The 24727-nt window shown below is 67.8% G+C and carries 20 protein-coding genes and 1 tRNA gene; 4 read left to right on the forward strand and 17 right to left on the reverse strand.

Annotation, left to right across the window (positions count from 1 at the left end):
- Window position 1: 1 nt before the first annotated feature.
- The 6 genes from BZF57_RS05705 to BZF57_RS05730 all read right to left on the reverse strand — a co-directional run bounded on the left by BZF57_RS05705 (window position 2) and on the right by BZF57_RS05730 (window position 7131).
- Window positions 2–1450, reverse strand: a complete 1449-nt coding sequence (locus tag BZF57_RS05705; protein ID WP_086735557.1) for a UdgX family uracil-DNA binding protein — start codon at window positions 1448–1450, stop codon at window positions 2–4.
- Complete coding sequence (locus BZF57_RS05710) at window positions 1450–2688, reverse strand: putative DNA modification/repair radical SAM protein (RefSeq protein WP_086735559.1); 1239 nt, start codon at window positions 2686–2688, stop codon at window positions 1450–1452. The genes BZF57_RS05705 and BZF57_RS05710 overlap by 1 nt, the downstream gene beginning before the upstream one ends.
- An 85-nt stretch (window positions 2689–2773) precedes the next feature.
- Complete coding sequence (locus BZF57_RS05715) at window positions 2774–3106, reverse strand: PilZ domain-containing protein (protein WP_086735561.1); 333 nt, start codon at window positions 3104–3106, stop codon at window positions 2774–2776.
- 54 nt (window positions 3107–3160) lie between these two features.
- Window positions 3161–4735 carry a DUF6504 family protein gene (locus tag BZF57_RS05720; protein WP_206073198.1) on the reverse strand — a complete coding sequence of 525 codons (1575 nt, stop codon included), beginning with the start codon at window positions 4733–4735 and terminating at the stop codon, window positions 3161–3163.
- Window positions 4677–5444, reverse strand: a complete 768-nt coding sequence (locus BZF57_RS05725; protein WP_240505862.1) for a recA-like protein — start codon at window positions 5442–5444, stop codon at window positions 4677–4679. The genes BZF57_RS05720 and BZF57_RS05725 overlap by 59 nt, the downstream gene beginning before the upstream one ends.
- Before the next feature lie 109 nt (window positions 5445–5553).
- Entirely contained in the window at window positions 5554–7131 is a 1578-nt protein-coding gene (locus BZF57_RS05730) for an amino acid permease (protein ID WP_086735567.1), read from the reverse strand.
- Window positions 7132–7269: 138 nt separating this feature from the next.
- On the opposite strand from BZF57_RS05730, the gene panB reads away from it, so the two are divergent.
- Window positions 7270–8142, forward strand: coding sequence for a 3-methyl-2-oxobutanoate hydroxymethyltransferase (gene panB / locus BZF57_RS05735; protein WP_086735569.1), 873 nt, complete (start codon window positions 7270–7272; stop codon window positions 8140–8142).
- Here the strand turns inward: panB and BZF57_RS05740 are convergent.
- From BZF57_RS05740 to BZF57_RS05765, 6 genes are all read right to left on the reverse strand, one after another.
- On the reverse strand, window positions 8139–9119 hold the full coding sequence (locus BZF57_RS05740; protein ID WP_086735571.1) for a bile acid:sodium symporter family protein: 981 nt from the start codon (window positions 9117–9119) through the stop codon (window positions 8139–8141). The two genes, panB and BZF57_RS05740, sit on opposite strands and share 4 nt — an antisense overlap.
- 52 nt (window positions 9120–9171) lie before the next feature.
- Window positions 9172–10659 carry a tetratricopeptide repeat protein gene (locus BZF57_RS05745; protein ID WP_143738366.1) on the reverse strand — a complete coding sequence of 496 codons (1488 nt, stop codon included), beginning with the start codon at window positions 10657–10659 and terminating at the stop codon, window positions 9172–9174.
- Window positions 10643–12007, reverse strand: a complete 1365-nt coding sequence (prsR, locus tag BZF57_RS05750; protein ID WP_086735575.1) for a PEP-CTERM-box response regulator transcription factor — start codon at window positions 12005–12007, stop codon at window positions 10643–10645. The genes BZF57_RS05745 and prsR overlap by 17 nt, the downstream gene beginning before the upstream one ends.
- Window positions 12007–14151 (reverse strand): XrtA/PEP-CTERM system histidine kinase PrsK, encoded by a 2145-nt coding sequence (gene prsK / locus BZF57_RS05755; protein ID WP_086735577.1) that lies wholly within the window; start codon window positions 14149–14151, stop codon window positions 12007–12009. Before prsK ends, prsR begins: the two co-directional genes overlap by 1 nt.
- A complete protein-coding gene (locus BZF57_RS05760) occupies window positions 14130–15515 on the reverse strand; it encodes a TIGR03013 family XrtA/PEP-CTERM system glycosyltransferase (RefSeq protein ID WP_086735579.1) in 1386 nt (461 codons plus the stop codon). Before BZF57_RS05760 ends, prsK begins: the two co-directional genes overlap by 22 nt.
- 128 nt (window positions 15516–15643) lie before the next feature.
- A complete protein-coding gene (locus tag BZF57_RS05765) occupies window positions 15644–16993 on the reverse strand; it encodes a helix-turn-helix domain-containing protein (RefSeq protein ID WP_086735581.1) in 1350 nt (449 codons plus the stop codon).
- Window positions 16994–17171: 178 nt separating this feature from the next.
- Here BZF57_RS05765 and BZF57_RS05770 point away from each other — a divergent pair, with 178 nt between their 5' ends.
- Both BZF57_RS05770 and BZF57_RS05775 read left to right on the forward strand, forming a co-directional pair.
- Window positions 17172–18770 carry an isocitrate lyase gene (locus BZF57_RS05770; protein ID WP_086735583.1) on the forward strand — a complete coding sequence of 533 codons (1599 nt, stop codon included), beginning with the start codon at window positions 17172–17174 and terminating at the stop codon, window positions 18768–18770.
- A gap of 109 nt (window positions 18771–18879) precedes the next feature.
- Complete coding sequence (locus BZF57_RS05775; RefSeq protein ID WP_086735585.1) at window positions 18880–19065, forward strand: hypothetical protein; 186 nt, start codon at window positions 18880–18882, stop codon at window positions 19063–19065.
- A gap of 108 nt (window positions 19066–19173) precedes the next feature.
- Here the strand turns inward: BZF57_RS05775 and BZF57_RS05780 are convergent, their stop codons facing one another.
- The 5 genes from BZF57_RS05780 to efp all read right to left on the reverse strand — a co-directional run bounded on the left by BZF57_RS05780 (window position 19174) and on the right by efp (window position 24072).
- Complete coding sequence (locus BZF57_RS05780; RefSeq protein WP_086735587.1) at window positions 19174–20493, reverse strand: amidohydrolase; 1320 nt, start codon at window positions 20491–20493, stop codon at window positions 19174–19176.
- 23 nt (window positions 20494–20516) lie between these two features.
- Entirely contained in the window at window positions 20517–22268 is a 1752-nt protein-coding gene (locus tag BZF57_RS05785; protein WP_338029840.1) for an SLC13 family permease, read from the reverse strand.
- Between the two features lie 101 nt (window positions 22269–22369).
- Window positions 22370–22454: transfer RNA gene (locus tag BZF57_RS05790), tRNA-Leu, on the reverse strand.
- 222 nt (window positions 22455–22676) lie between these two features.
- On the reverse strand, window positions 22677–23495 hold the full coding sequence (locus BZF57_RS05795) for an inositol monophosphatase family protein (RefSeq protein ID WP_086735589.1): 819 nt from the start codon (window positions 23493–23495) through the stop codon (window positions 22677–22679).
- Window positions 23496–23508: 13 nt separating this feature from the next.
- Window positions 23509–24072, reverse strand: a complete 564-nt coding sequence (gene efp, locus BZF57_RS05800) for an elongation factor P (protein WP_017664074.1) — start codon at window positions 24070–24072, stop codon at window positions 23509–23511.
- A 187-nt stretch (window positions 24073–24259) separates the two neighbouring features.
- Here efp and BZF57_RS05805 point away from each other — a divergent pair, with 187 nt between their 5' ends.
- Complete coding sequence (locus BZF57_RS05805; protein WP_086735591.1) at window positions 24260–24694, forward strand: hypothetical protein; 435 nt, start codon at window positions 24260–24262, stop codon at window positions 24692–24694.
- Window positions 24695–24727: the final 33 nt, after the last annotated feature.

Consider the following 24727-nt stretch of genomic DNA (forward strand, 5'->3'; position numbering starts at 1 on the left):
CCTAGCCCGCCAGTTCCCCGAGCCGCGCCTTCACCGCGGCAAGATCGCCAGCGAACAGCCGCGCCTGTTCCTCGCGCGCCGGACCGTCGAGGCGCAGCAGGTAGGAGGGGTGCGCGGTGACCCACAGCTCGGTCCCGTCTTCGAGGTGCATCGGCGTGCCGCGGGCCTTGGTGATGCTGACCGTCTTGCCGAGCAGCCCGCGCGCCGCACTCGCCCCCAGCGCCAGCACGAGGCGGGGCTTCACAAGATCGCGCTCGGCCTCGAGCCACCAGCGGCAGGTGTCGATCTCCTTCGCGCCCGGCGACTGGTGGAGGCGGTGCTTGCCCTTCCAAGTGAACTTGAAGTGCTTGACCGCGTTGGTGACGTAGGCGGTGCTGCGGTCGATCCCTGCGGCTTGCAGATAGTCGTCGAGCAATTGCCCGGCAGGCCCGACGAAGGGCCGCCCGGCCTGATCCTCCTGATCCCCCGGCTGCTCGCCCACGATCATCAGCGGCGCGCCGAGCGGCCCCTCGCCCATCACCGCGCGGTTCTCCAATTGGCCGATAGGGCAGTTGCGGCAGGTGTGGATCGCGGCCCCGAGCCCTTCGAGGCTCGAAGGCCGCTCGCCCCTGTCGAGACTGCCCGATGCCACCATTCGCGCCTCCCGCGCCTGCGCCCCGGCGATCAGCTGCGGAATGAGCTCGGCCTCGGGCAGGTTCTTCCAGTACTTCTTCGGCATTTCCGAGAGCATCGCGCCGACCTTCAGCCGCGCGGGATTGAAGATCGAGGCATAGTAGGAGCGCCACAGGTCTTCGACCGGATCACCTCCGGGTGCGTCGGAGCGCTGCGCAGGCGGGCCTTCGCGCATCGTCTCACCATCCCAGTGGATGCACCCGCGCGGGGTGAGGATAGACCAGCGCATATTGGCGAAGCGGCGCATGAAGAAGCCGGCTTCGGCGCGCACGATGTGATGATCGGGCTCGAACCAGGCGACGAAATGCGGGGTGCCGTCTTCCTCCGCGACCTCGCGGAAGCGGACGAAGGCGTGCATCTTGTGCGCATCGCGCCGTACCGATTTGGCAAGCTCCTCGAGGCGGCGGACCTCGATATCGGCCTTGTCCTCCATCAGGCGCGGGTTGCTCTGGAGCCGCCACAGCAGACGGTAGAGCAGCCCGAAGCGCGCCGGATCGGTGTGCAGTGCGGCACTGCGGGCGATGGTCAGGAACCGCTGGCTGGCGCGCACGGGGCGCGGGTCGGCAGGGGGCGCAGGCAGCCGCTTCTCGCCGCGGGAGGGGCCATCGGGATCGAACAGATCGCCCGTCCCGCCCGGCTCGATCCAGGAGACCCGGTCGGGCGGCACGTCGCACTGCACCAGCCCTCGCGCCCGCTCGCGCCAGAAGGCGAAATCGTCGGGCGCAGGCAGGTGGACGGCGTAGTGGCTGCCGAAACCGACGCGCTGCATGGCGGTCATCAGAACAGCTCCAGCTGCTGTGACTTCGCCACTAGCAGCCCGCGCAGGTCGGCGCGGTCGGTGAGGAACGTCGGCCGCCAGTCGACGGTGCAGATGAAGGGCCGCACCTTGGCGACCGAGACGGTCAGCCGCGCGACATCGTCGAGCCGCAGTGTCCGGTGGCGCCGCGAGGCGAGGATGCGCGCCACGGCCTTGGTGCCGAGGCCGGGCACCCGCAGCAGCATCTCCTTAGGCGCGCGGTTGACGTCCACCGGGAAGCTCTCGCGGAACTTCAAGGCCCAGGCGAGCTTGGGGTCGATGTCGAGCGGCAGGTTGCCGTCCGCCTCGGCCGCATCGGCCACTTCCTGCGGGGCGAAGCCGTAGAAGCGCATCAGCCAGTCGGACTGGTAGAGCCGGTGCTCGCGCAGCAGCGGCGGGCGTTTCAGCGGCAGCACGGCCGAAGCATCGGGGATCGGCGAGAAGGCGCTGTAATAGACGCGCCTCAGGCCGAAATCACCATAGAGCCGGCTCGCCTTGCCGATGATCGCCGCGTCATTGGCGTCGTCCGCCCCGACGATCATCTGGGTCGATTGCCCTGCGGGCGCAAAGCGTGGCGCGTGGCGGAAGCGCTTGCGCTCGTCCTTGGCCTCCACGATCCGTGCCTTGGTCCGGCCCATCGCGCCCTCGATCTGGCCTGCGTTCTTGTCGGGCGCGAGCCGGGTCAGCCCGCTGGTGGTGGGCAGCTCGACATTGATCGACACACGGTCGGCATAGAGGCCGGCCTGGTGGATGATCTCAGGCTCGGCCTCGGGAATGGTCTTGAGGTGGATGTAGCCGCGGAAATCATGCTCCTCGCGCAGGATCCGCGCGACCTCGACCAGCTGTTCCATCGTGTGGTTGGCGCTCTTCACTATCCCTGAGGACAGGAACAGGCCTTCGATATAGTTGCGGCGGTAGAAGTTGAGCGTCAGGTCGACCACCTCCTGCGGGGTGAACCGCGCGCGCGCCACGTTCGAGCTCTTGCGGTTGATGCAGTAGTGGCAATCGAAGATGCAGTGGTTGGTCAGCAGGATCTTCAGGAGCGAGATGCAGCGCCCGTCCGGCGCATAGGCGTGGCAGATGCCCATCCCCTCGGTCGAGCCCACGCCCTTGCCGCCCAGCGAGTTCTTCTTCGCCGTGCCGGACGACGCGCAGGAGGCATCATACTTTGCCGCATCGGTGAGGATCTCGAGCTTCTGGCGGAGGGTTTGCTGGACCATGGGAACCTTGGGAACACCTTTCTTGTTCCTTATATGTTCCTACGGCCTTCCTGCCAAATGCAAAGCTTGCAAGCGCTGGCTGCGGTCAGAGGATGCGGCGGAGCTGGAGGCCCTGGTCCGTCGTCGCGCCGCCTTCGACCAGAAAGTCGATCACGGCAGGGTGCATCGCCCCTTCGAAGGCCACACCGGCCACGCCCCCTTCGACCCAGGCGATCGAACCCAGCGGCGCGTTGATGCCGTTGACCTTCATCGTCACACGGTCGCCCACCTCGGCAAAACCCGGCTTCGCCCGGATCTTGCAGCCACCCTCGGACAGGTCGAGCAGATCGACGAACACCACGCGCGAACGCACCCGGCTCTTCACCGTAAGGTGCATCGGCCGACGATCGGACGCGCGCGGGATGGAATCGAGGTTCATGAGGGGATCATCGCATAAACGGGTAAAAGAAAGTTAAGCGCGGGGTCTCCGAGTTCAGGCATAGAGGCCTTGGAGGAACCAGTCGGGCACGCCGCCCCGCCCGTCGCCGATGATACCCTGCCGGTATATCCAGTAACGCCGCCCGGCCTCGTCCTCGATCCGGTAATAGTCGCGCAGGCGCGTGCTGGAGCGTTCACGCCACCATTCCGGCGCGATCCGCTCGGGCCCCTCGACCCGCAGCACCTCGCGCACCGTGCCGCGCCAGCGGAAGCGCTGGGGCACGCCGTCGGGTGCGGCATGGAGCACCGCGATAGGCTCGGGGCGGTCGAGCAGCTTGAGGGGACGGGTGTGGAAGGCAAGCTGGCTCTGCGCCGGCGGCACGGGGGCAAGCGGCGGCTGCCAGCCCTGCGCACGCTCGGGGATGTGGCTGGCACGGGGAACCGGGCGGGTGACGGCGCGCGGCCCCAGCCTCACCGTCAACCGGTCGATACAGGCGGCGAGCGCGGTGCCGTGGTCTTCGGCCGCAGCGTCGAGATCGGCCTGCGAGAGATGCAGCGGCTCGCTCCAGCTGGCGCGCATCTGCACCATCTCGATCCCGAACCCGGCGTCGACATCGTCGAGCCGCGCGGCAAACAGCCGGGTGATGTGCGCGGCCTCGCGGGTGGCGGCAGCCAGCTCGATGCGGCGTTGCAGGACTTCACCATCGACCCGCCACAGCGCCAGTTCGAGCCGCCGCGCGCCCTCCCCCCGTGCCTCCAGCGCGCGCACCATGTCGGCGGCAAGGTCTGCCACCACCGTGTCGAGCGGGGTGCGGTGGCGCAGCGGCTCCATCAACCGGCGCTGGACCATCGGTACGGGCCGGTCGATCACCGGCAGCAAGGGCTCGGGCACACGTCCGAGCAGCTGGTCGAGCCGCAGCAGCGGGTTGGCCGCAGGCGAGTGACGATTGCGGAAACGGCGGCGCAGGGCATCGCGCGCGGCGGCCTCCTGCGCCGGGTCGGCGCCTGCCCCGCTCACTCCGGCCAGCTCGCCGAGGCGCTTGATCCCGAGGCGGCGCAGCACGGTCAGGACATCGTCATCGAGCCGCAGGGCGGCAACGGGGAGGTCGGCGAGCAGTCGCAGCGGATCATCCCCGGGGGCAAGGATCGCGCGCGCGCCTGCGTGATGATGCGCCAGCGCCCAGGCCGCGCCTGCCGTGGGCGCAAGCGCGGCGCGCACCGTCAGGCCGCGTTGTGCGAAAGCGCGACCGACATCGGCGAGCAGCGCCTCCTCGCCCCCGAACAGGTGCGCGACGCCGGTGACGTCGACCAGCACGCCATCGGGCGGATCGAGCGCGCTCCACGGCCCCCAGCGCTGCGCCCACAGCGCGAGCTTCTCGAGCGCGGCGAGATCGCCTGCGGGATCCGCGGGGACAGCCACCAGATCGGGGCAGAGCGCGCGCGCATCGGCGAGCAGCATCCCGGCACGCGCGCCCGCAGCGATGCCCGCAGGGTTGGCGGCGGTGATGCGAGGCCCGTGCGCGGTCTCGAGGATCAGCGCGGTGGGCGCGGCGTCGGCGGCGGCGCGGGCCTCAGGCGCGTGCGACAGCCGCCAGCGATCGACCGACAGTCTCGCGAGCCAGACGGACATGATCCGGCGCGGCAAGGACATCGGCATCGGGATCGCGGCGGATGCGCAGGGTTCCTGTGTCATCGCTCAGCATCCATTCGCCCGGCGCGTGAGTGCGCGCACGGAACAGTTCGGCGTGCCAGGTGGCGGTGCCGGGGGCAGCGGCATTCCAACGCGGGGCCGGAGAGGGTGCGGCGCGCGCCTGCCAGCGCATCCGCGCCGACGAGAGCTCAGGCTCGGCATCGAGGCGCACCAGCCACAGCCTGACCCCGTGACGCTCGGCAGTGAGGCTGAGGCGGCGCGAGGCGGTGAAGGACAGCGCCTTGGGGTTGCCCGCAATCTCGCCGATCACGCAGGAAAGGTCGCGGCACTTCATCCCCTCTTCCAGCGCGAAGAGCGCGTCTTCGGGCGTGGCGGCGGCGACGTGGATCAGGCGGTGACGCAGATCGGAGGGAAGCCCCACAAGGCAGGGCCGCCCGCCGAGCCGGATCGCCTTGGCATCCTGCACCCACAGAACCTGCCGCGTGTCAGCGTCTTCCTCGGCTGCCGAGAGCAAGGCATCACGCGCCAGTGCGAGCGCCAGCCCCGCCCCGCTCGCCTCGCCGCCCGGAGCGAAGATTTCCGAGTGGAACGGCTGCGCGGGCAAACCCGGTCGCCAGCGCGGCTCGGGCGCAGCGCGCGACAGGACGCGGGCGGGTGACGGCTTGGAGAACATGGACGAACGACTCATATGTTCGCATTATGTTCCAACATGGGCTAGCTGGCAATCACCCTTCCCACAAAGCAAAAGGGCCGCCCGGTCGGGCGGCCCTTCGCGATGTTCAAGCCTGAGGAAGCTGTCAGCTGTCCGAGGGATGGATCGGCACCATCGTCTCTTCGCCGCCGACATCGTCGGTCACTTCCACGATCCCGCGCCCGAGATGGCTCGCGCCGCGGCTGTAGAGGAAATAGACGATCAGGCCGATGACCGCCCAGCCCGAGAAGACGAGGATCGAGGCCAGATCGAGGTTGAAGAACAGGAAGATCGTCCCCAGGATCGTCGCCGGCCCGATCAGCCACAGCATCGGCGTGCGGAACGAGCGCTGCACATCCGGCGCCTTGCGGCGAAGGATCATGACGCAGATTGCGACCATCATGAAGGCATAGAGCGTGCCGGCATTGGCCCAGTCGGCAAGCCGTCCGACCGGGAAGAACGCCGCACCAAAGGCGACAACTGCGCCCGTGATCGCCGTCATGATGTAGGGCGTCTTCCACTTCGGGTGCACCGCCGACAGCTTCTCGGGGAGCAGCCCGTCGCGCGCCATCACGAAGAAGATGCGGGTCTGGCCGAACATCAGGATCAGGATGACGGAAGGCAGCGCGAAGCCGGCGGCATAGCCAAGAGCATTGCCCACGCTCGACCAACCGATCTGCCGCAGCACATGCGCCAGAGCCTCGTTCGAGCACACCAGCGCCTCACGATACTCGGGCAGCGCGCACTGCCGCGCCAGCTCCTCGGAGCCCGCCGGGAAGGGGACACCATTGGGGCCCATGATCGGCTGGCCGCCCACCGTGCCGATCGCACCGGCAGCAACCAGAATGTAGAACACCGTGCAGAACAGCAGCGATCCGATCAGCCCGATCGGCACGTTGCGCTGCGGGTTCTTGGTTTCCTCGGCAGCCGTCGAGACCGCGTCGAAACCGACGTAAGCGAAGAAGATCGTCGCCGCCGCGCCAACCGCGCCGACGCCGGTGCCGAAGCCGCCGAACACCCCGGCCGGGAGGAAGGGGTTGAAGCGCGCGGCATCGAACTGGTCGCTCGGCAGGGTCAGCGCGATGAACGCCGTCAGCGCAGTGACCTTGATCGCCACCAGCACCGCGTTGACGCGGGCGCTTTCGGTCGTCCCGATCATCAGCAACCAGGTGACAAGGCCGGCGATCAGCACGGCGGGCAGGTTGATGAACCCGCCCGGCTTGCCGCCCAGCACCAGCGGTGCCGAAGACAGCCAGACTGGCAGATTGACCCCGAATGTCTCTTTGAGGATGGTGCCGGAGAAGTAGCCCGACCACCCGACGCACACGGCGCTTGCGGCCACGGCATATTCGAGCACCAGCGCCCAACCGACCGTCCAGGCGAGCAATTCGCCCATCGACGCGTAAGTATAGGTGTAGGCCGAGCCCGAAACCGGGATCATCGATGCGATTTCGGCGTAGCACAGGGCTGCAACGATGCAGATTGCGCCTGCAATCGCAAAGGCCAACATCAGGCCGGGGCCTGCTTTCTGGGCCCCTGCGGAGGTGAGCACGAAAATCCCGGTGCCAATGACGCAGCCAATGCCGAACAGCATGAGCTGGAACGCACCGAGCGTCCGGTTCAGCGACTTCTTTTCCGCTGTCGCGAGAATCGCGTCGAGCGGTTTTACCCGGTCAAGAAACATCTGGAATTGGTCTCCCACTGATCGCAGGGCTTCCCCCCGCGCGATCGTCAGGCCGCAACGCTAGCGCAACACGCCTGCAACACAAGCACCAATGCGCGCTCTTTCCCCGAGGGCGCGCAGGCGCTAGACCCCCGCACCATGTCCACGACCTTCCAGCTCGATACGAGCACGAGCCGCGCCAACCCCACCCCGGCACCGATGAAGCGGCTGACCGTGCCCGCGATCCGGGCGCGCAAGACCGACGGGGTGACGGGTGAGCCGCTGGTGATGCTCACCGCCTACACCGCGCGGCAGGCGCAGCTGCTCGATGCGCATTGCGATCTGCTGCTGGTGGGCGATTCCCTCGGCCAGGTGATCTACGGCCTGCCCTCGACCGTGCCGGTCACGCTCGAGATGATGGCGAACCACGGCGCGGCGGTGGTGCGCGGGTCGTATCATTCGGTGGTGGTAGTCGATATGCCTTTCGGCTCCTACGAGGCCTCGCCCGAGCAGGCCTTCGAAAGCGCGGCCTATCTCCTGAAGCAGACGGGTGCGGCTGCCGTGAAGCTCGAAGGCGGCGCGGCGATGGCGCCGACGGTTGCCTTCCTCAGCCAGCGCGGCATTCCGGTGATGGGCCATGTCGGCCTGACCCCGCAGGCGGTGAACGTCCTCGGCGGCTATGGAGCGCGCGGACGCTCGGACGCCGAGGCGGAGAAGATCGTCTCCGACGCCAAGGCGCTCGATGAAGCCGGTGCCTTCGCCATCGTGATCGAAGGCGTGGTCGAAACCATCGCCATCGCCGCCACCAAGGCCGTCTCCTGCCCCACCATCGGCATCGGCGCATCGGCCCAGTGCGACGGGCAGGTGCTCGTCACCGAGGACATGCTCGGCATGTTCGAACGCGTCCCGCGCTTCGTGAAGCGCTACGAGGATATCGCCGGGGTGATCGACCGGACGGTGGCAAAGTATGCCGAGGAAGTGCGCGCGCGCAGCTTCCCGACGGCCGACCAGACCTATCAGCCCAAGGCCTAACCGCCCCTCGCCAGCCTCATGGCCAGCGGTGCGGCCAGCACCAGCTGCGCGAGGTGATAAAGCAGCAGCGGCGCGATCACGAAGCCTGCGCTCGCAGGGGGAAATAGGATCGCCGCCAAGGGCGCGCCGATGGCGACACTCTTCTGCGACCCTGCGAAAAGGAAGGCGATGCGGTCAGGACGCGGCATGCCGAGCAGGCCCGCCGTGCCCCAGGCCGTGCCGAGCGCCAGCCCGAGCATCGCCAGCACCAGCACCACCAGCGCGGCCCAGTCGGCAGCAGCGAACATCGTCGCCAGCCCCTGCTCGACCGCGCCCGAGAAGGCGACATAGACCGCGATCCCGATCACGGCCCGGTCGAGCCATGCGGCGGTTGATTTGTGCGCGATAAGCTTGTCGATGAAATAGTCCTGCACTGCCTGCCCGATGGCGAAAGGCAGGACGAGGATCAGCACGATCCGGATGATCGCCCCGCTCCCCATGTCGCCCGCCGCGCCGCCGCCCACGGCAGCAAACAGCGGCGCGCTGATAAGGACGCCGGCGATGTTGATCAGCGCCGCGCCCACCACCGACAGCGCGACATTGCCGTTCGCCAGACTGGTGTAGGAGGTCGCCGACTGCACGGTCGAAGGCAGGCACCCGAGATAGACGAAGCCCACCGCCACCAGCGGCGGCAGCCACGGCGCGGCGAGCTTGCCGAAGGCGAGGCCGATCAGCGTCATCACACCGAACACAAACAGCATCAGCGGCCCGAAATAGCGCCAATTCGCAAGGCCCTTGGCGATCTCGGAGCGGCGGATGCGCATGCCGTTGACGAGGAACAGCACGAAGATGCCGACATTGGAGACGGTCGTGGCCGTCGCCCGCGCCTCTCCGGCGGCCGGCAGCACGAGGGCGAGCACCGTCGAGAACACCAGAACCGCGATCATCGGATCGCTGAGGAAGGGGAAACGCGAAGGGGCGGCAGCTGGTCTGGACATCGGACCCGAGCCCCTGCCCTGCCACGGCCCGCTTGTCGAGGGAGGCGCGCGCCTAGCGTACGGTCAGGCTGCGCGGGCGGACTTCCGCAAGCAGGCTGGCAAATCGCACGACATCGCCGCGCTCGTCGAGCTTGCGCGCGGCGGTCAGGCGCAGGCCCAGCGCGCCCGGATCATGCCCCGCGCCGAGCGCAATGGCATGATCGACCAGCAGCGCAGCGCGGCGCCAGTCGCCACGTGCCGCCTGCCGCTGCGCCAGCATCAGAGCCGCACTCGCGGTCTGGGGTTCGCCCGCAACCTGGCGCGTGAGCAGCAGGTCGGCAGCCGCCCCGTTGCCGTAATGCGCAAAGGTCCAGACGGCCTTGCGCGTGATCGGCCAGGGCCGCCGCACTTCGGAGGCGAGCGCATAGGCGGTCAGCGCCACCCGCGGATCGCCCGCGCCCAGCAGCGCGTCTCCGCTGAGCGCGGCAACATCCGCCGAGGCAGGGAAGCGCTGGCGCAGGGCTTCGGCCTGTTGCCGCGCGCCGCCGGCATTGTCGGCCCAAAGCGCGCGGCGCACACCCGCTGTCGGCTGCGGCAGCCCGTCGCGCAGCGCGAGCAGCACCGGCCCGCGCTGTCCGCCGTCATAGGCGCGCGCCAGCAGCGGAGCGGCGGCAGCGCGGTTGCCAAGCCGCTCGTGCGCCCGTGCGACCAGCATCAGGAGGTAGGGCGAGGCTTCGGGCAGGCTCGCCTCGGCATCGAAGCGGCTCACCAGCTCGCCCTCGCGCCGACCTTCGAGCAAGGCCCGGGCCAGCAACTCGCGGACGCGTGAATTGGCGGGTTGCCGCGCCGCCAGCCCCTCGAGCGTGGCCGCAGCGCTGTCGGCATTGCCTTCCGCCAGGCTGATGACCGCATCGAGCAACAGCGCCGAAGGGACGCCTCGCCCCGACATGCCGCTACGGGTAAGCAGACTGCGGGCCAGCGTGAAGTTCTGTCCGCGCGCGGCGAGAACGGCCTGGAAATAGAGCCCGCGCGGATCCTGCGGGGCGACTTTGGCCAATTCGCGCACCGCCAGCAGCATGCCGCGCGCATTGCCGCTGTCGCCGAGCGTCGCGGCATATTCGGCAAGGATGTCGGGATTGTCGGGATCAGCCTCACGCGCGGCCTCGAACCACACCAGTGCATCGGGCGCGCCGTGAGCATCGCGCACCATCAGCGCGCGCAGCAGCAGGGCCGGGCCATAGTCGGGACCGAAGGCGAGCGCGCGGTCGGCGGCCTCGAGGGCGGTCAGATGCTCGCCTCCGCGCAGCCGCAGCCGGGCGATGGCGAGCCAGAGATCGGGGCTTTCGGGCGCAAGACCGCGTGCTTCGTCGAGCTTGCGCCCCGCATCGGCCAGCGCACCGTCCGCCATAGCCTTGTCGGCATCGCCGAGCAGAGCCTTGAAGGCGGGCGTCCCCTCCCCCAGCCCCCGGCGCGGCAGATTGTCTGCCCCGCTGGAACAGCCCGCCAGCACCGCCACCGCCAGCGCGGCCAGCGCGGCGACAGCTTTAGGTCTGCAGGTCATACTGCTTGAGCAGATCATACAGCGTCGGACGGCTTATCCCGAGCAGCTTGGCGGTGCTCGAGATATTGCCCTCGCTGCGGGCGAGCGCGTGGCGGATCACGCGGCGATCGGCCGCCTCGCGCGCGGCCTTGAGGTTGAGAACGTCGGCGTCTTCCTCCTCGACACCGCCCAGATCGAGATCCTCGGCCGCGACAAGCTTGCCATCGGCCATGATCACCGCGCGCTTCACACGGTTTTCCAGTTCGCGGACATTGCCCGGCCAGTCATGTGCGTCAATTGCGGCGAGTGCATCGGGGGCAAAGCCGGTGACGGCAGGGTTCATCTCGGCGGCAAAGCGCTTCAGGAAGGCCTTGGCCAGCAGCACCGGATCGCCGTGGCGCTCGGCAAGGCCGGGGATGCGCACCACGATCTCGGCCAGGCGGTAGAACAGGTCCTCGCGGAAGGAACCCTGCTGGATCATGCTTTCGAGATCCTGATGGGTCGCGCACACGATCCGGGTGTTGACAGCAATCGCCTTGCGCCCGCCGACGCGCTCGATGGTGCGTTCCTGCAGGAAGCGCAGCAGCTTGACCTGGAGCGGCAGCGGGATGTCGCCCACCTCGTCGAGGAACAGCGTGCCCCCGTCAGCGCTCTCGATCTTGCCTTCGGTGGTCTTGACCGCGCCGGTGAAGGCGCCCTTTTCATGCCCGAACAGTTCGCTCTCAAGCAGGTTCTCGGGGATCGCGGCGCAGTTGATGGCCACGAACGGCCCGTTCGCCCGGTCGCTCGCATCGTGGAGGCCCTTGGCGAGCAACTCCTTCCCAGTCCCGCTCGCGCCGAGCAGCATGACCGAAACCGAGGTGCGCGCCACCCGCTCGATGGTGCGCGCGACCTTCACCATCTCCGGCGCGCCGGTGATCATCCGGCCGAGCACGGTCTTGTCGGCGCTGGCGGAGGCGACGAGGCGGCGGTTCTCCTCCTCGATCGCACGCAGGTTGAAGGCGCGGCGCACGATCAGGCCGAGCGCGTCGATGTCGATCGGCTTCTGGTAGAAGTCGTAAGCCCCGCGCGCGATGGCGGCCAAGGCGCTCTCGCGGGCACCGTGGCCGCTTGCGACGATCACCTTGGTATCGGGCTTCAGCGCCATGATCGCATCGAGCACGGCAAAGCCTTCGGTCGTGCCGTCCGGATCGGGCGGCAGGCCGAGGTCGAGCGTCACCACGCCCGGCATTTCCGAGCGGAGCGCAGCGATGGCGCTGTCGCGGTCGCCCGCGATGACCACCTCGAAATCGTCATAGGCCCACTTGAGCTGGGCCTGGAGGCCGGGATCGTCCTCGATCACCAGCAGAACGGGTTTCTTGTCAGCCATCACGCGACCTCTTGACCGGTAGAAATGTCATCCTTGCCCGCGCCCAGCAGACGCACCGCTTCGGCGAGCGGAAGGGATACGGCAAAGCGCGTGCCGAGCCCGTCGCGGCTCTCGACCGCGATCCGGCCGCCCATCGCCTTGACGAGCTCGCGCGCCTCGAAAGCACCGATCCCGAAGCCGCCCTGCTTGGACGAGACGAAGGGCTTGAACAGGCCGGTGCGCACGAATTCCGGGCTCATGCCCTTGCCCGCATCGACGACCTCGATCGTGCCGTTGAGCCCCTCGGAAGAGACATCGAGGAACACCGGACTGCCAGCCTCACTCGCATCGATGGCGTTCTGCACCAGATGGATCAGCGCCTGTTCCAGCGCCTCGCGGTTGCCCATCACCCGCACCGGCGTCTCTCGGGTGAGCGCGACCGGATGGGCGGCAGCAAAGCGCGCGGCGATGTTGCGGGCGAGCTCGACCAGATCGATCGGCGCCAGCGCCGCGACCTGACCCGACCCGTATCGGCCGAGCCGCGCCAGAAGCGCGGAAAGCTTGTCAGCCGAATTGCGCAGCGTCACGAGCATGTCGGCACGGAAGGCCGGGTTGTCGGCGTGCTTTTCGGCATTGGCGGCGAGCAGCGAGAGCTGACTGACGAGATTCTTGATGTCGTGCATCACGAAGGCCATGCGCCGATTGAACTCGTCGAACCGGCTCGCGTCCATCAGCGCCTGCTGCCCGGCCTGTTCGGCGAGATAGCTTGCGAGCTGCTGCCCGGCGACGCGCAGGAGATCGAAGTCCTCCCAGTCGAGCTGGCGCGGATTGCGTGGGCGAGCGAGCACGATCACCCCTACTAGGCGGTCAAAGTGGATCAGCGGCACCAGCGCCCAGGCGTCCTCAGCCTCCATCAGCCATTCTGGCACGAGCCCGGCCTCGCCCTGATGATCGATGCCGCCGCGCGCCTCGTCGAGCGCGAGGACGAGATTGTGCTGTTCGAGCAGGCCCGACAGCGCGAATTCCCCCGCCACAGCGGGCACGGCGATGGTCGGCCAGTTCCAGCGGGCGGTGAGTTCCAGTTGCGCCTGCTCGTTGGGCATCAGCAGCAGGCCCGCGGGGCTTTCGGTGATGTCGGCAAGCGCCTTGACCACGCGCTCCTCGAGGCTCGCGCCGCCGGTGCCCCCGCGCCCGATGGTGCGGGTGAAGCGCAGCCATTCCTCGCGGTAATCGTAGCGGTGCTGGAACAGATGCTTGGTTGCGGTCACCCGCAGCCATGCGCGCAGCCGGGTCGAGGGCAGCGCCAGCGCGGCGACCAGAATGGCCACCAGCACGAACACGACCTGGCTGGTGCGCGCCACATCGCCGCCGATCAGCGCGAGCGACTTCGTCACCACGGCAAGGCCAGCAAGATAGCCGCCGATCAGCAGCAGCGAGAGCGTGCGGAAGGTGACCGTGCGCGACGGGCTGAACTGCACCCGCGGCCCGGCTGCACTCATGCCAAGCGCGAAAAGCACCGCCATCGCGCCGGCAAACAGCCCGCGCAGATCGCCCAGCAATTGCGGCATTTCGCCGCCAAGATAGGCGAGCGTGTGGAGGTTGAGGTCGAAGGCGAAGATGCCGGTCAGCGCCATCCCGGTCCAGCGCAGCACGGGGCGCAGCGCGCTCGCCGCGCCCGCGTAGAGGTTGTGCAGCAGCATCAGCGCGCCGATCGCCACCAGCATGTCGATCAAGAGGCGCGCCTCGAACACGGCATGGGCGCCGGGGGATGTCCCCGCCACGGGATTGCCGACAAGCACCACCACGGGCTGAAGCAGTTGCACCAGCACCAGCGCCACGATCACGGGACGCACCGGCTTCAGACTGGCCGTGCGGCCATCGGCGGCAAACAGGCAGAACATCGTGGCGATCAGTGCAAGGTTGCGGACCGCAGCGGCGATCACGACCGCGCCGTGCTCGGCCCCGAGAGCCGCACCCAGCGCGCACCACAGCGCGCTTACGCCGGAAGCCACCATCAGCCCGATGCGGTCAGGCCGTGCGCGCTCGCCATTGCGCCACATCCACAGCATCGCCCCCGCGCTCAGGCACGCGCCCGCGATCCACGCGGTCAGCGTCACCAGCGGCAGCAGCGTGCCCGGCCAGATCACCGCGCGCCCTCCGGCCACAGGATCACCCGCAAGGTCTGAAGCAGGATCACGAAATCGAGGAAGGGCGTGTAGTTCTTGGCGTAGTAGAGATCATATTCGAGCTTGCAGCGGCTATCCTCGACCGACGCGCCGTAGGGATAGTTGATCTGCGCCCAACCGGTGATCCCCGGCTTCACCATGTGCCGCTCGCCATAGAAGGGAATTTCCTCCTCGAGGCTCTCGACAAAGGAAGGCACTTCGGGGCGCGGGCCGACGAAGCTCATCTCGCCCTTCAGCACGCTCAAGGTCTGCGGCAGCTCGTCGATGCGGACCTTGCGGATGAAGCGCCCGAGGCGGGTGACGCGCGGGTCGTTCTTCTCGGCCCACTTGGCCCCGTCCTTCTCCGCATCGGTGCGCATCGAGCGCAGCTTGATGAGCGTGAAGGGCTCGCCATAGAGCCCCACGCGCTGCTGGCGGAAGAAAGCCGGCCCCTTGCTGTCGAGCTTCACCAGCGCGGCGAAGAGGATGATGATCGGGAAGGTCAGCGCAAGCAGGATCAGGCTGGCGGCGATATCGAACACACGCTTGGAAGCGCTGGAGAACATCCGGCTGCTCGAAAAGCCGTCGGAGAAGATCAGCCAGCTGGGGTTGATCGTGTCGAGATCGACGCGCCCCGTCTCGCGCTCGATGAAGCTCGAGAAGTCGTTGACGTGGACGCCCTTGGTCTTAATGCGCAGCAGGTCCTTGAGCGGCAGCGCGTTGCGGCGCTCTTGCAGCGCCAGTACCACTTCCGACACGCCGAGATTCTCGACAAAGCGGCCAAGATCGTGGATTGCCGAGCGCGGGATTGCTTCTTCGACCACGCGGTTGTCGTCGCTCATGGCGATGTAGGAGACGATGGCAAAGCCGGTCTCGGGCTTCTCGCCAAGTTCGCGTAGGCGCTGCGCCCGGTCGCCCGCGCCGAGCACCATTACGCGGCGGCGGAAGGCCGACGAGCCGAGGAAGGAATTGAGCAGCAGCCGGTCGGCGATCAGCACCAGGATCGCAAGACCCATCGTGTAGAGCAGCGTCGAGCGCCAGAACAGGTCGCTCGGAATGACGAAGTCGACCACCGCCAGGGCAATGATGCCGAGACTGATCGCCACCAGCACCCGCGCGCCCGCAAAGCGCAGGGAGCGCAGCGCGTAGGGGCCATAGACCCCAACCGCGATCATCGCCAGCCAGATCACCATCGAGGTGCCGAACAGCGCCCATCCGCGCCCGCTGAGCGTACCGAGATCGAGCCCGATCTGGTGCGCGCGCCACTGCCAGGCAAGCTCGCTCGCCAGCACCAGCAAGCCGAGATCGAGCAGGCCGAGCAGCAGCACGGCGTGCGGGATATAGTGCTTGAACAGGCGGATCATTTTGCGGCGGGCCTCTGGTGCATGCCTGCGCGCTTCTAGGCCCGAGACCTTAAGTGTCGGTAAATTTTACACCCGCTCGCGCACCCGCGCTTTCCTGCGGGTTGCGAGGGTTAATGCCGCGCTGATCATCAGCCTCGCGGACGGGGCAAGGTGCTGGCCAGACGGGCGGGCGCAGGGGTCAGGCACTCGGCCTTGCCGCAGCGCCCGCATGGCACGCCGAGCGGCACCGCATCGGCGCGGTCGAGCGAGACGCCGCGGGCATGGGCGATGTCGCCGGCAAAGCGCGCCTCGATCCCGAGGACCACCGCGCGGCGGCCCGAGCACATCACGCCGTCGCCATCGACCGTGCGGGTGATGGTGAACCAGTGGCGCGCCGCAGCCTCGCCCTCGCCGAAGGTCACCGCTTGGGTGAGGAGAGTCCCCGGACGCTCGAAGGCTGCATAGGGCACCCAAGCGGGCCAGCGCGCGCCCTCCAGCGGGTAGAGCGCGCCGCTGCCGCCGGCGGTGAAGTGGGTCATCCGCCCCGCCCGGTCGATCACGGCCATGAAGAAGGGCAGCCCCCGCTCGCCGACGCGACCAAGCGTGGTGAGCCGCTGGGCGACTTGGTCGAAACTGACGGCAAAGCGGCGTTGCAGCACCGCAAGATCGTATCCCGTCGCCTCGCAGGCGCGTAGGAAGCGGCGATAGGGCAGCAAAAGTGCCCCCGCGAGGTTATCGGCGATATGCTCGCGCAGGGCATCGCGCGCCTCGATACTGGCGAGGTTGGCGCCCGCCACCAGCGTCTCGATGCCCTCGCGCATTTCGAGCTGCCCGACCTGCCGGGCGATCTGGAAGCGGCGGGCAGCGCCCGGAAGCATCTCGGAGAGCTGGAGCTGGCGGGCGTGCAGGTCGAGCCGGTGGACCTGTCCCGGCATGACCTCCGCGGGAAGGATGCGGACCTGCAGCTGGTGCTTCTCGCGCAGCCGCTCGGACAGGGCGGCGCTGATCTCTCCGCGGCTCAGGCGCAGCTCGTCGGCGAGGTCTTCAGCGGCATGGTCGAGATCGGCGAAGTGGTTCTGCCAGCGCTCGACCGCGCGGCGGGCGGAGGCGGCGGCATCCTCAACCACGATCCGCTCGCCCCCTCCCCTTGTGTCATAGAGCCGCGCGAAGGCTGCGGCGACCTGCGGGGCGGCGGCGAGGAATTCCTGCACCTCCTCGCGGTCGATCCCGAGATCGGCGAAGCGCTTGTCGGCCATGCGGCGCACGAGGCCATCGAGCCCGCCGATCGCGTCATCCTCGCGCAGGGATCGCGGATCGAAGTCGAAGCGCTCGATCACCTGCACCAGCACGCGGGCGGAAAGCGGGCGCTGGTTGCGCTCGATCAGGTTGAGATAGGAGGGCGAGATGCCGAGCAGGCTCGCCATGTTCGCCTGAGTCAGGCCCTCGCGCTTGCGCAGGCGGCGCAGGGCGGGCCCTGCAAGGAGGTTGGTGTCGGCCATGGCGCTTTGTAAACTTCTTTACTGATTGACACAAGATCACGGGCAATTGTCCGCATAGCGACACGATTTTCTGTAAGTTTCCCTGTCATGCTGCGCCGCACCACGGCAGAGCGTGTCCATCCAGCGGCGCGAGTCCCACGGCCTCGCTCCACTCCCCAGGATTGGACAGGAGAACGCTATGACCTACCAGAACACCATCGCCCGGATGCGCGACATCGTCACCGCGAACGGGCCGAGCTGGGCCGCGATCGATCCCGAAAGCGCCGCGCGCATGGCGATCCAGAACCGCTTCGCCACCGGCCTCGACATCGCCAAGTACACCGCCAAGATCATGCGCGCCGACATGGCCGCCTATGACGCGGACCCCGCCAAGTACACCCAGTCGCTCGGCTGCTGGCACGGCTTCATCGCGCAGCAGAAGCTGATCGCGATCAAGAAGCACTTCGGCACCACCAAGCAGCGTTACCTCTACCTCTCGGGCTGGATGGTCGCCGCGCTGCGCAGCGAGTTCGGCCCCCTGCCCGACCAGTCGATGCACGAAAAGACCTCGGTGCCCGCGCTGATTGAGGAACTCTACACCTTCCTCAAGCAGGCCGACGCCCGCGAGCTCGGCATGATGTTCCGCGCCCTCGATGCCGCCCGCAAGGCCGGTGACGCGGTCGAAGCCAAGCGCCTCGAGAACGCGATCGACAACTACGAAACCCACGTCGTGCCGATCATCGCCGACATCGACGCAGGCTTCGGCAATGCGGAAGCCACCTACCTCCTCGCCAAGAAGATGATCGAGGCGGGCGCCTGCGCCCTCCAGATCGAGAACCAGGTTTCGGACGAGAAGCAGTGCGGCCACCAGGACGGCAAGGTCACCGTGCCGCACGAGGACTTCCTCCAGAAGATCCGCGCCTGCCGCCATGCCTTTCTCGAGATGGGCGTGGAAGACGGGATCATCGTCGCCCGCACCGACTCGCTTGGCGCCGGTCTCACCAAGCAGATCGCCTTCTCGAAGGAGCCGGGCGACCTCGGCGACCAGTACAACAGCTTCCTCGATGCCGATGAGGTCGATCCGGCCAACATCACCAACGGCCAGGTCTTCATCAGCCGCGACGGCAAGCTGCTCGCCCCCAAGCGCCTGCCCTCGAACCTCTACCAGTTCCGCCCCGGCACGGGCGAGGACCGCGTGGTGCTCGACTGCATCACCTCGCTCCAGAACGGCGCCGACCTTCTCTGGATCGAGACCGAGAAGCCCCATGTCGAGCAGATCGCCGGCATGGTCGACCGCATCCGCGAAGTCGTGCCGAACGCCAAGCTGGTCTACAACAACTCGCCCAGCTTCAACTGGACGCTGAACTTCCGCCAGCAGGTGTTCGATGCCTGGGAAGCGGCGGGCAAGGACGTGTCGGCCTATGACCGCGCCAAGCTGATGAGCGTCGACTACGACGGCACCGAGCTGTCGGACGAAGCCGACGAGAAGATCCGCACCTTCCAGCGCGACGCCGCTGCGCGGGCCGGCATCTTCCACCACCTCATCACGCTGCCGACCTATCACACGGCCGCGCTCTCGACCGACAACCTTGCCCGCGAATACTTCGGCGAGGCCGGCATGCTCGGCTACGTCAAGAACGTGCAGCGCGAGGAAATCCGTCAGGGTATCGCCTGCGTGAAGCACCAGAACATGTCGGGCTCCGACATCGGTGACGATCACAAGGAGTACTTCGCCGGTGAGGCCGCGCTCAAGGCCGGCGGTGTCCACAACACCATGAACCAGTTCGAGGCCGCATAAGCCTCGCAAGGGTGGGAGAGAATCCCGGGAGGATCGGATAATCCGGCCTTCCGGGATGCCCGAAAGCCGCCTAAGAGCCTCCGGGTGAGATCACCCAGCGGAGAGTGACATGACCGATACCGATACCCCGAAGACCGAGCCCGCCCGCGCCCGCGCGCTGCTCTCGACCGCCGACATGAAGCTGCTGCGCCGCGCGCTGGAAAGCCACGCGCGCAACACCGAGGACCGCGAGGAGCTCGCCAAGATCAACGCGCTGCACCACCGCCTCGGCACCTACGTTCCGTCGGGCGAGTAACCCGGCACAACAGTTCTCCTGGGGAGGAGAAACGGCCGTCGGAGCGTCCCGCAAGGGCCCGCTCCGGCGGCCGCCTTTTTTGGGGTTCTCACAAGAGGCGCGCAGAACCTACTTCTTGGCCATCAGATCGAGCGTCGCCGCGGTCATAGCCTCGGTCGCCGTGGCGATCACCGCCGGGGCATCGGGGGCCCAGAACGACGAGTGGAGCGAAGGCAGCGTGATCTCGCCCCTTTGCGCCTTGTCCCATTGTTCCCTGGGGACACCACCGACCCAGAAGATCAGGCTTTCGACATTGGTCTTGTCGGCGCGGTAATACTGGCTGAAATCCTCGCCCACCATTGCGCTCGGCAGGGCCTGCACCCGCTCGCCGAAACGGGCGCCGAAGGCTGCGACCACCCGGTCGGTGAGAGCGGGTGTGTTGTAGGTCGCGGGCGTATAGGGCTCCTGCACCGTCATGCGCGGCAGCTTGTCGTCGGGCATTCCCCCGGCAATCGCCTCGCCGCGCGCGACGCGGGCGATACCGTCGAGCAAGCGCTTGCGCGTCCCGTCGCTGGCGCTGCGAACCGTGATCTGGAGCCGCGCCTCGTCGGGGATGATGTTGTGTTTGGAACCGGCCTGGAAGCTGCCCACCGTCACCACCGCCGGATCGGACGGATTCTGCTCGCGGCTCACCAGCGTCTGCAGGCGCATGACGATCGCGGCCGCGATCACCACCGGGTCCCGGGTGCTTTGCGGTGCGGCACCATGCCCGCCGATGCCGGGCACGACCAGATCGACGCTATCGACATTCGCCAGCGCGAAGCCACGGGTGTAGCCGATCTCGCCCGCTGGAAGCACCGCCGCGTCGTGGAAGGCGAGGACATAGCGGGGCTTGGGAAAGCGGATGAACAGCCCGTCATCGAGCATCGCCTTGGCCCCCTGCCCGATCTCCTCGGCGGGCTGGAGCACCATCACAAGCGTACCCGACCACTGATCGCGGCGCTCGCTCAGCAGCTTGGCCGTGCCGATCCATGCGGCCATGTGCGTATCGTGCCCGCAGGCGTGCATCACCCCGGTCTCGGTCCCGTTCTGCGCCACCGCGCGCTTCTTCGAGGCGAAGGGGAGCCCGGTCTGTTCGACCACCGGCAGCCCGTCCATGTCGGCGCGCAGCATCACCACCGGCCCCTCGCCATTGCGCAGCACCGCGACCACGCCAGTCTTGCCGACGCCCTCAGTCACCTCGAAGCCCATCGCACGGGCGCGGGCGGCGAGCTTCTTCGACGTCTCGACCTCCTGAAAGCTGAGTTCGGGATTGGCATGGAGATCGCGGTAGAGCGCGGTCAGATCGGGCATCTGCGCTGCCACCGCATCGCGCAGTTCGTCGGCCTGCGCTGGGGCTGCCCCCAGCGCCAGCAGGCTCGCGCCCGCCCATGTGATCACCCGCGTCATGCCCTTTGTCCTCTCCGATCCGGTCACAGCCCGTACCATAGGACAAGCAGGACCGAGAGCACCATCACCATTAGCGCCGCCAGCGGCGCGCCTGCGCGGACGTAATCGCGGAAGTCGTAGCCGCCCTCGGACATGATCAGGAGATTGGTCTGGTAGGCGATGGGGGTCGCGTAGCACAGGTTGCAGCCGAACAGCACGGCCAGCACCAGCGGCTCGGGCGGCAGGCCGAGTTGGCTCGCGATGTTGAACGCGATCGGCGTGCCGATGGTCGCCGCCGTAGCGTTCGAGGCGAAGTTGGTGAGGATCGTCACGAACAGCATGATCGCCGCCAACACCAGCGCCGGTGGCAGATAGCCCAGCCCCAGCGACAGCGCCTCGCCCAGCCATGCCGCAGCCCCGCTCGCGTCGATCACGCGGCCGATGGCGAGGCTCGCCGCGATCAGCACGATCACCTTGGCCGACAGCGCGCGGCCGACGCGGTCAAACTGGACGCAGCCGGTGACGAACATCAGGATCGCGCCCGCCAGCGCCGAGATCGCGATGGGCAGCTTGATCGGCGCATAGGCTCCGCCCGAGAACCACGGCAGGCCGATCGAGGCCGTGGCAATCGCGCCGAGCATGATCGCACCCGCCAGCAAGGCCTTGGAACGCCGCGGCAATTCGCGCGCGCCTTCGAGCCGCAGCAGGCCGTCGCTGCGGGCGAAACTGCCCAGATCCTCGTCGATCCCGATGGCCAGCAGCACGTCGCCCTCGCGGATCACCGGATTGCCCTCCCCCGCTTCGACCGGCAGGCCCGGGCGGTGGATGCCGATCACCGCGACGCCGTAGAGATCGGCAATCCCCGAGCTGGCGAGCGTGCGCCCGACGAGCCGCGAATCCGCCGTCACCGTCATCTCGACCGCGACGATATCCGCTCCGCTCTCCTTCGATTGCCGCCGGATGCGCTCGACGATCCATACCGGGGCAAGCTCGCCCCTGAGCGCGCGGGCGGCCTCCTCGATGGCGGCGTGGGTGCCGGAAATGTGGAGGTGCTCATGCCCTGCGCCGACAGGGGTGTGGAACGTGATTCCCTCGGGAATTCGGTCACTTGCACCCACCGCATCGCCGCCGCGCAGGCGGGTGTGGAAGATCCGCGCGCCCGTCTGCGGGGCCGCGCTGTTGTCGCGCAGCATCCGCGGCATCACCAGCCACAGATAGGGCAGCGCGACCGCTCCGGCGACGATCACCAGCGGGGTGAACTGGAACACGCCGATGGGGGCCATCCCCAGATCGTCGGCAATGCTGACCACGAGGATGTTGGTCGAGGTGCCGATCGTGGTCGACATGCCGCCCAGCAGCACCGCGGTGTTGAGCGGCATCAGCACCTTCGAGGACGGCATCAGGCCCTTGGCTGCAATCGCCACCACGATCGGGATCAGCAGCACCATCACGGGGGTGTCGTTGACGAACATCGACAGGAAAAACGCCAGCAGCAGCGCCACCAAAAGTCCCGCTTGTCCATTGATCCTGAACACTTTTTCGAGGACCGCCGCAAAGGGATCGAGCGCGCCGGTCACCACCAGTCCGCGGCCCATGATCATCAGCGCGCAGATCGTGATCAGAGCGGAATGGCCGAACCCGGCGAAGGCCAGCGCCAGCCCGTCGGTCGGGCGCGTTCCAGGGAGCGGAGCGAAGTACAATCCTACGCCGATCACCGCGATGGTGACGAGGCTGACGATCTCCTCGCGGTATTGTCCGCGGGCGAAGGCGACGAACATCGCGATCGTCACCGCCATCGCCGCTATCGCATGTAGGGAGGGGGCTTCCAGCATAGGCGCCCGCCGACGCTAGAGCCTCCGTCACGCGGCACAACCGCTATCAGCCTAACATGGATTGGTGGTGCCCCTGGCCAGACTCGAACTGGCACATCTTTCGATAACCGATTTTGAGTCGGTCGCGTCTACCAATTCCACCACAGGGGCAGCCTGCGCAGACCGCGGCTGTTAGACCGGGTTCCCGCCCGCTTCAAGCCATCCGGCGATGTTTCACGTGAAACCCCGTTTTGAAGGGGGTCTGGTAGGGGTCTAGTGGGGGTCTGGAGGGGGTCGAGCGGGGGTCTAGTGCGCGCGAGAGCGGGGCGAAGACCGTGCGACAGCGGCCAGCCTTTACGTCACCCCAGCGCGCGGCAAGGGTGACGCGCCTCCTTACCGCAGCGCGCCCGCCAGCAGCTTGTGCAGCTTTGAATGCAGCGCGTCGTTCGCCGCCAGCACCTGCGCCGAGTGGATCTGCTCGCTGCGCCCGCGGAAATCGCTGACGAACCCGCCCGCCTCGCGCACCAGGAGGCAGCCTGCGGCCGTGTCCCAGTCCGAAAGGCCGCTCTCCCAGAACCCGTCGAAGCGCCCCTGCGCGACATAGGCGAGATCGAGGCTCGCTGCGCCAAAGCGACGGATGCCCGCCACCTCGGGGCCGATGGCACCGAAGATCCGCGTCCATTCCGAGAAATCGCCGTGGCCGAAGAACGGAACGCCGGTCGCCACCAGCGCATCCGACAGGCGCGAGCGGGCCGACACGCGCAGGCGCGCATCGTGGAGCCATGCCCCGCGGCTCTTCTCCGCCCAGAAGGTCTGGTCGGTGATCGGCTGATAGACGACGCCCGCGACGACGTCGCCCCAGCCCTTGCCGTCGGGGCGAGGCTCTTGCGCAGCGATGGAAATCGCGAAGTGCGGGATGCCGTGCAGGAAGTTGCTGGTGCCGTCGAGCGGATCGACGATCCAGCGCGGCATGCCGGGGTCACCCTCGATCACGCCCGCCTCTTCCATCACGAAGCCCCAGCCCGGACGGGCCGCGAGCAGTTCGTCATAGAGCGTGCGCTCGGACCGCATGTCGGCCTTGCTGACGAAATCGGCCGGGCCCTTGCGGGAGACCTGAAGGTGCTCGACTTCGCCGAAATCGCGCCGCAGACGCCCGCCCGCCTTGCGCGCGGCGCGTTCCATGACGCGGATGAGGCCGGAAATAGCTGCCATGATCTGTCAGTCCTCAGCCGGCCTTGCCGATATAGGCCTGCTCGTAGACATCGACGATGATGCGCGTGCCGCTGCCGATGTGCGGCGGGACCATGATGCGCACGCCGTTGTCGAGGATCGCGGGCTTGTAGCTCGACGAGGCGGTCTGCCCCTTCACCACCGCGTCGGCCTCGACGATGGTGGCTTCGACCTGCGCGGGCAGTTCAACCGAGATCGGCTTTTCGTCCCACAGTTCGAGCGCGACCTGCATCCCGTCCTGAAGGAACGGACGCGCATCGCCCAAGAGGTCGCCCGGCAGGGTGATCTGGTCGTAGGTGTCGTTGTCCATGAAGACGAGATCGTCGCCCTCGGCATAGAGGAACTGGAAGTCCTTGGTGTCGAGGCGCACGCGCTCGACCGTGTCGGCGCTGCGGAAGCGCACGTTGGTCTTGCGGCCGTCCTGCAGGTTCTTCATTTCGACCTGCATATAGGCCCCGCCCTTGCCCGGCTGGGTGTGCTGGATCTTGGCGACCTTCCAGATGCCGCCTTCGTATTCGAGAATGTTGCCGGGGCGGATATCGACGCCGCTGATCTTCATGGGCTTCAGGCCTTTTTCGGAGGTGGAAAGAGCGTGCCAGCGGGCAGCCGGAAAGGCGCCGCGCCTGCGAAAGGATGCGCGCCCATAGCCGAGCAGCGGCGGCTCGGCAAGCGGTGCGCCGCCCTCTCGCCTCGTGTCATGGTTAAGGACATGGCGCGCGTGTTCAGGCGGTGATAGAGGCGGGCTCATGAAGACGCGTTACATCTTCCTGCTGGTCGTCAGCGCTGCGGCGGCCGCGGCCCTGCTGCCCGCCAGGGGACAGGGCCAGACCGCCCCCACCAACCGCGAAGCCTCGCGCCCGCAAGCGGGCACCGGCCCGGCGACAGGCGGCGTGCTGGGCATCCTGCGTCACGGCGACTGGCAATGCGCGCTCCCCGGCGATGCGGGCGGCGAGGCCTTCATCGAAGTGCCCGCCGAAGCCTTCCGCACCGGCACGGCATCGAGCTACGAGAGCCCGGCGGGTAACGGCATCTACCTGATGCGCGGCACCGAAGTGCTCTTTACCCGCGGCCCCAAGAAGGACCAGCGCTTCCGCGTGCTCGGCGAGAACACGATGCAGAAGCTCAATCCCGACGGGAGCCCGAGCAAGCTGATCTGCACGCGGGTGAGCAACGGGAACTGAGCTTGGCTTGGTCGCAAGCGACCGCCGTCCCGC

Origin of the sequence: Erythrobacter colymbi (assembly GCF_002155685.1) — a bacterium.
Classification (GTDB): Bacteria; Pseudomonadota; Alphaproteobacteria; order Sphingomonadales; family Sphingomonadaceae; genus Erythrobacter; species Erythrobacter colymbi.

Coding starts and splice junctions, on each gene's coding strand:
- BZF57_RS05705 (WP_086735557.1), bottom strand. CDS start 1,450: ATGACCGCCATGCAGCGCGTCGGTTTCGGCAGCCACTACGCCGTCCAC.
- BZF57_RS05710 (WP_086735559.1), bottom strand. CDS start 2,688: ATGGTCCAGCAAACCCTCCGCCAGAAGCTCGAGATCCTCACCGATGCG.
- BZF57_RS05715 (WP_086735561.1), bottom strand. CDS start 3,106: ATGAACCTCGATTCCATCCCGCGCGCGTCCGATCGTCGGCCGATGCAC.
- BZF57_RS05720 (WP_206073198.1), bottom strand. CDS start 4,735: ATGTCCGTCTGGCTCGCGAGACTGTCGGTCGATCGCTGGCGGCTGTCG.
- BZF57_RS05725 (WP_240505862.1), bottom strand. CDS start 5,444: ATGAGTCGTTCGTCCATGTTCTCCAAGCCGTCACCCGCCCGCGTCCTG.
- BZF57_RS05730 (WP_086735567.1), bottom strand. CDS start 7,131: ATGTTTCTTGACCGGGTAAAACCGCTCGACGCGATTCTCGCGACAGCG.
- panB (WP_086735569.1), top strand. CDS start 7,270: ATGTCCACGACCTTCCAGCTCGATACGAGCACGAGCCGCGCCAACCCC.
- BZF57_RS05740 (WP_086735571.1), bottom strand. CDS start 9,119: ATGTCCAGACCAGCTGCCGCCCCTTCGCGTTTCCCCTTCCTCAGCGAT.
- BZF57_RS05745 (WP_143738366.1), bottom strand. CDS start 10,659: ATGACCTGCAGACCTAAAGCTGTCGCCGCGCTGGCCGCGCTGGCGGTG.
- prsR (WP_086735575.1), bottom strand. CDS start 12,007: ATGGCTGACAAGAAACCCGTTCTGCTGGTGATCGAGGACGATCCCGGC.
- BZF57_RS05760 (WP_086735579.1), bottom strand. CDS start 15,515: ATGATCCGCCTGTTCAAGCACTATATCCCGCACGCCGTGCTGCTGCTC.
- BZF57_RS05765 (WP_086735581.1), bottom strand. CDS start 16,993: ATGGCCGACACCAACCTCCTTGCAGGGCCCGCCCTGCGCCGCCTGCGC.
- BZF57_RS05770 (WP_086735583.1), top strand. CDS start 17,172: ATGACCTACCAGAACACCATCGCCCGGATGCGCGACATCGTCACCGCG.
- BZF57_RS05775 (WP_086735585.1), top strand. CDS start 18,880: ATGACCGATACCGATACCCCGAAGACCGAGCCCGCCCGCGCCCGCGCG.
- BZF57_RS05780 (WP_086735587.1), bottom strand. CDS start 20,493: ATGACGCGGGTGATCACATGGGCGGGCGCGAGCCTGCTGGCGCTGGGG.
- BZF57_RS05785 (WP_338029840.1), bottom strand. CDS start 22,268: ATGGCGGTGACGATCGCGATGTTCGTCGCCTTCGCCCGCGGACAATAC.
- BZF57_RS05795 (WP_086735589.1), bottom strand. CDS start 23,495: ATGGCAGCTATTTCCGGCCTCATCCGCGTCATGGAACGCGCCGCGCGC.
- efp (WP_017664074.1), bottom strand. CDS start 24,072: ATGAAGATCAGCGGCGTCGATATCCGCCCCGGCAACATTCTCGAATAC.
- BZF57_RS05805 (WP_086735591.1), top strand. CDS start 24,260: ATGAAGACGCGTTACATCTTCCTGCTGGTCGTCAGCGCTGCGGCGGCC.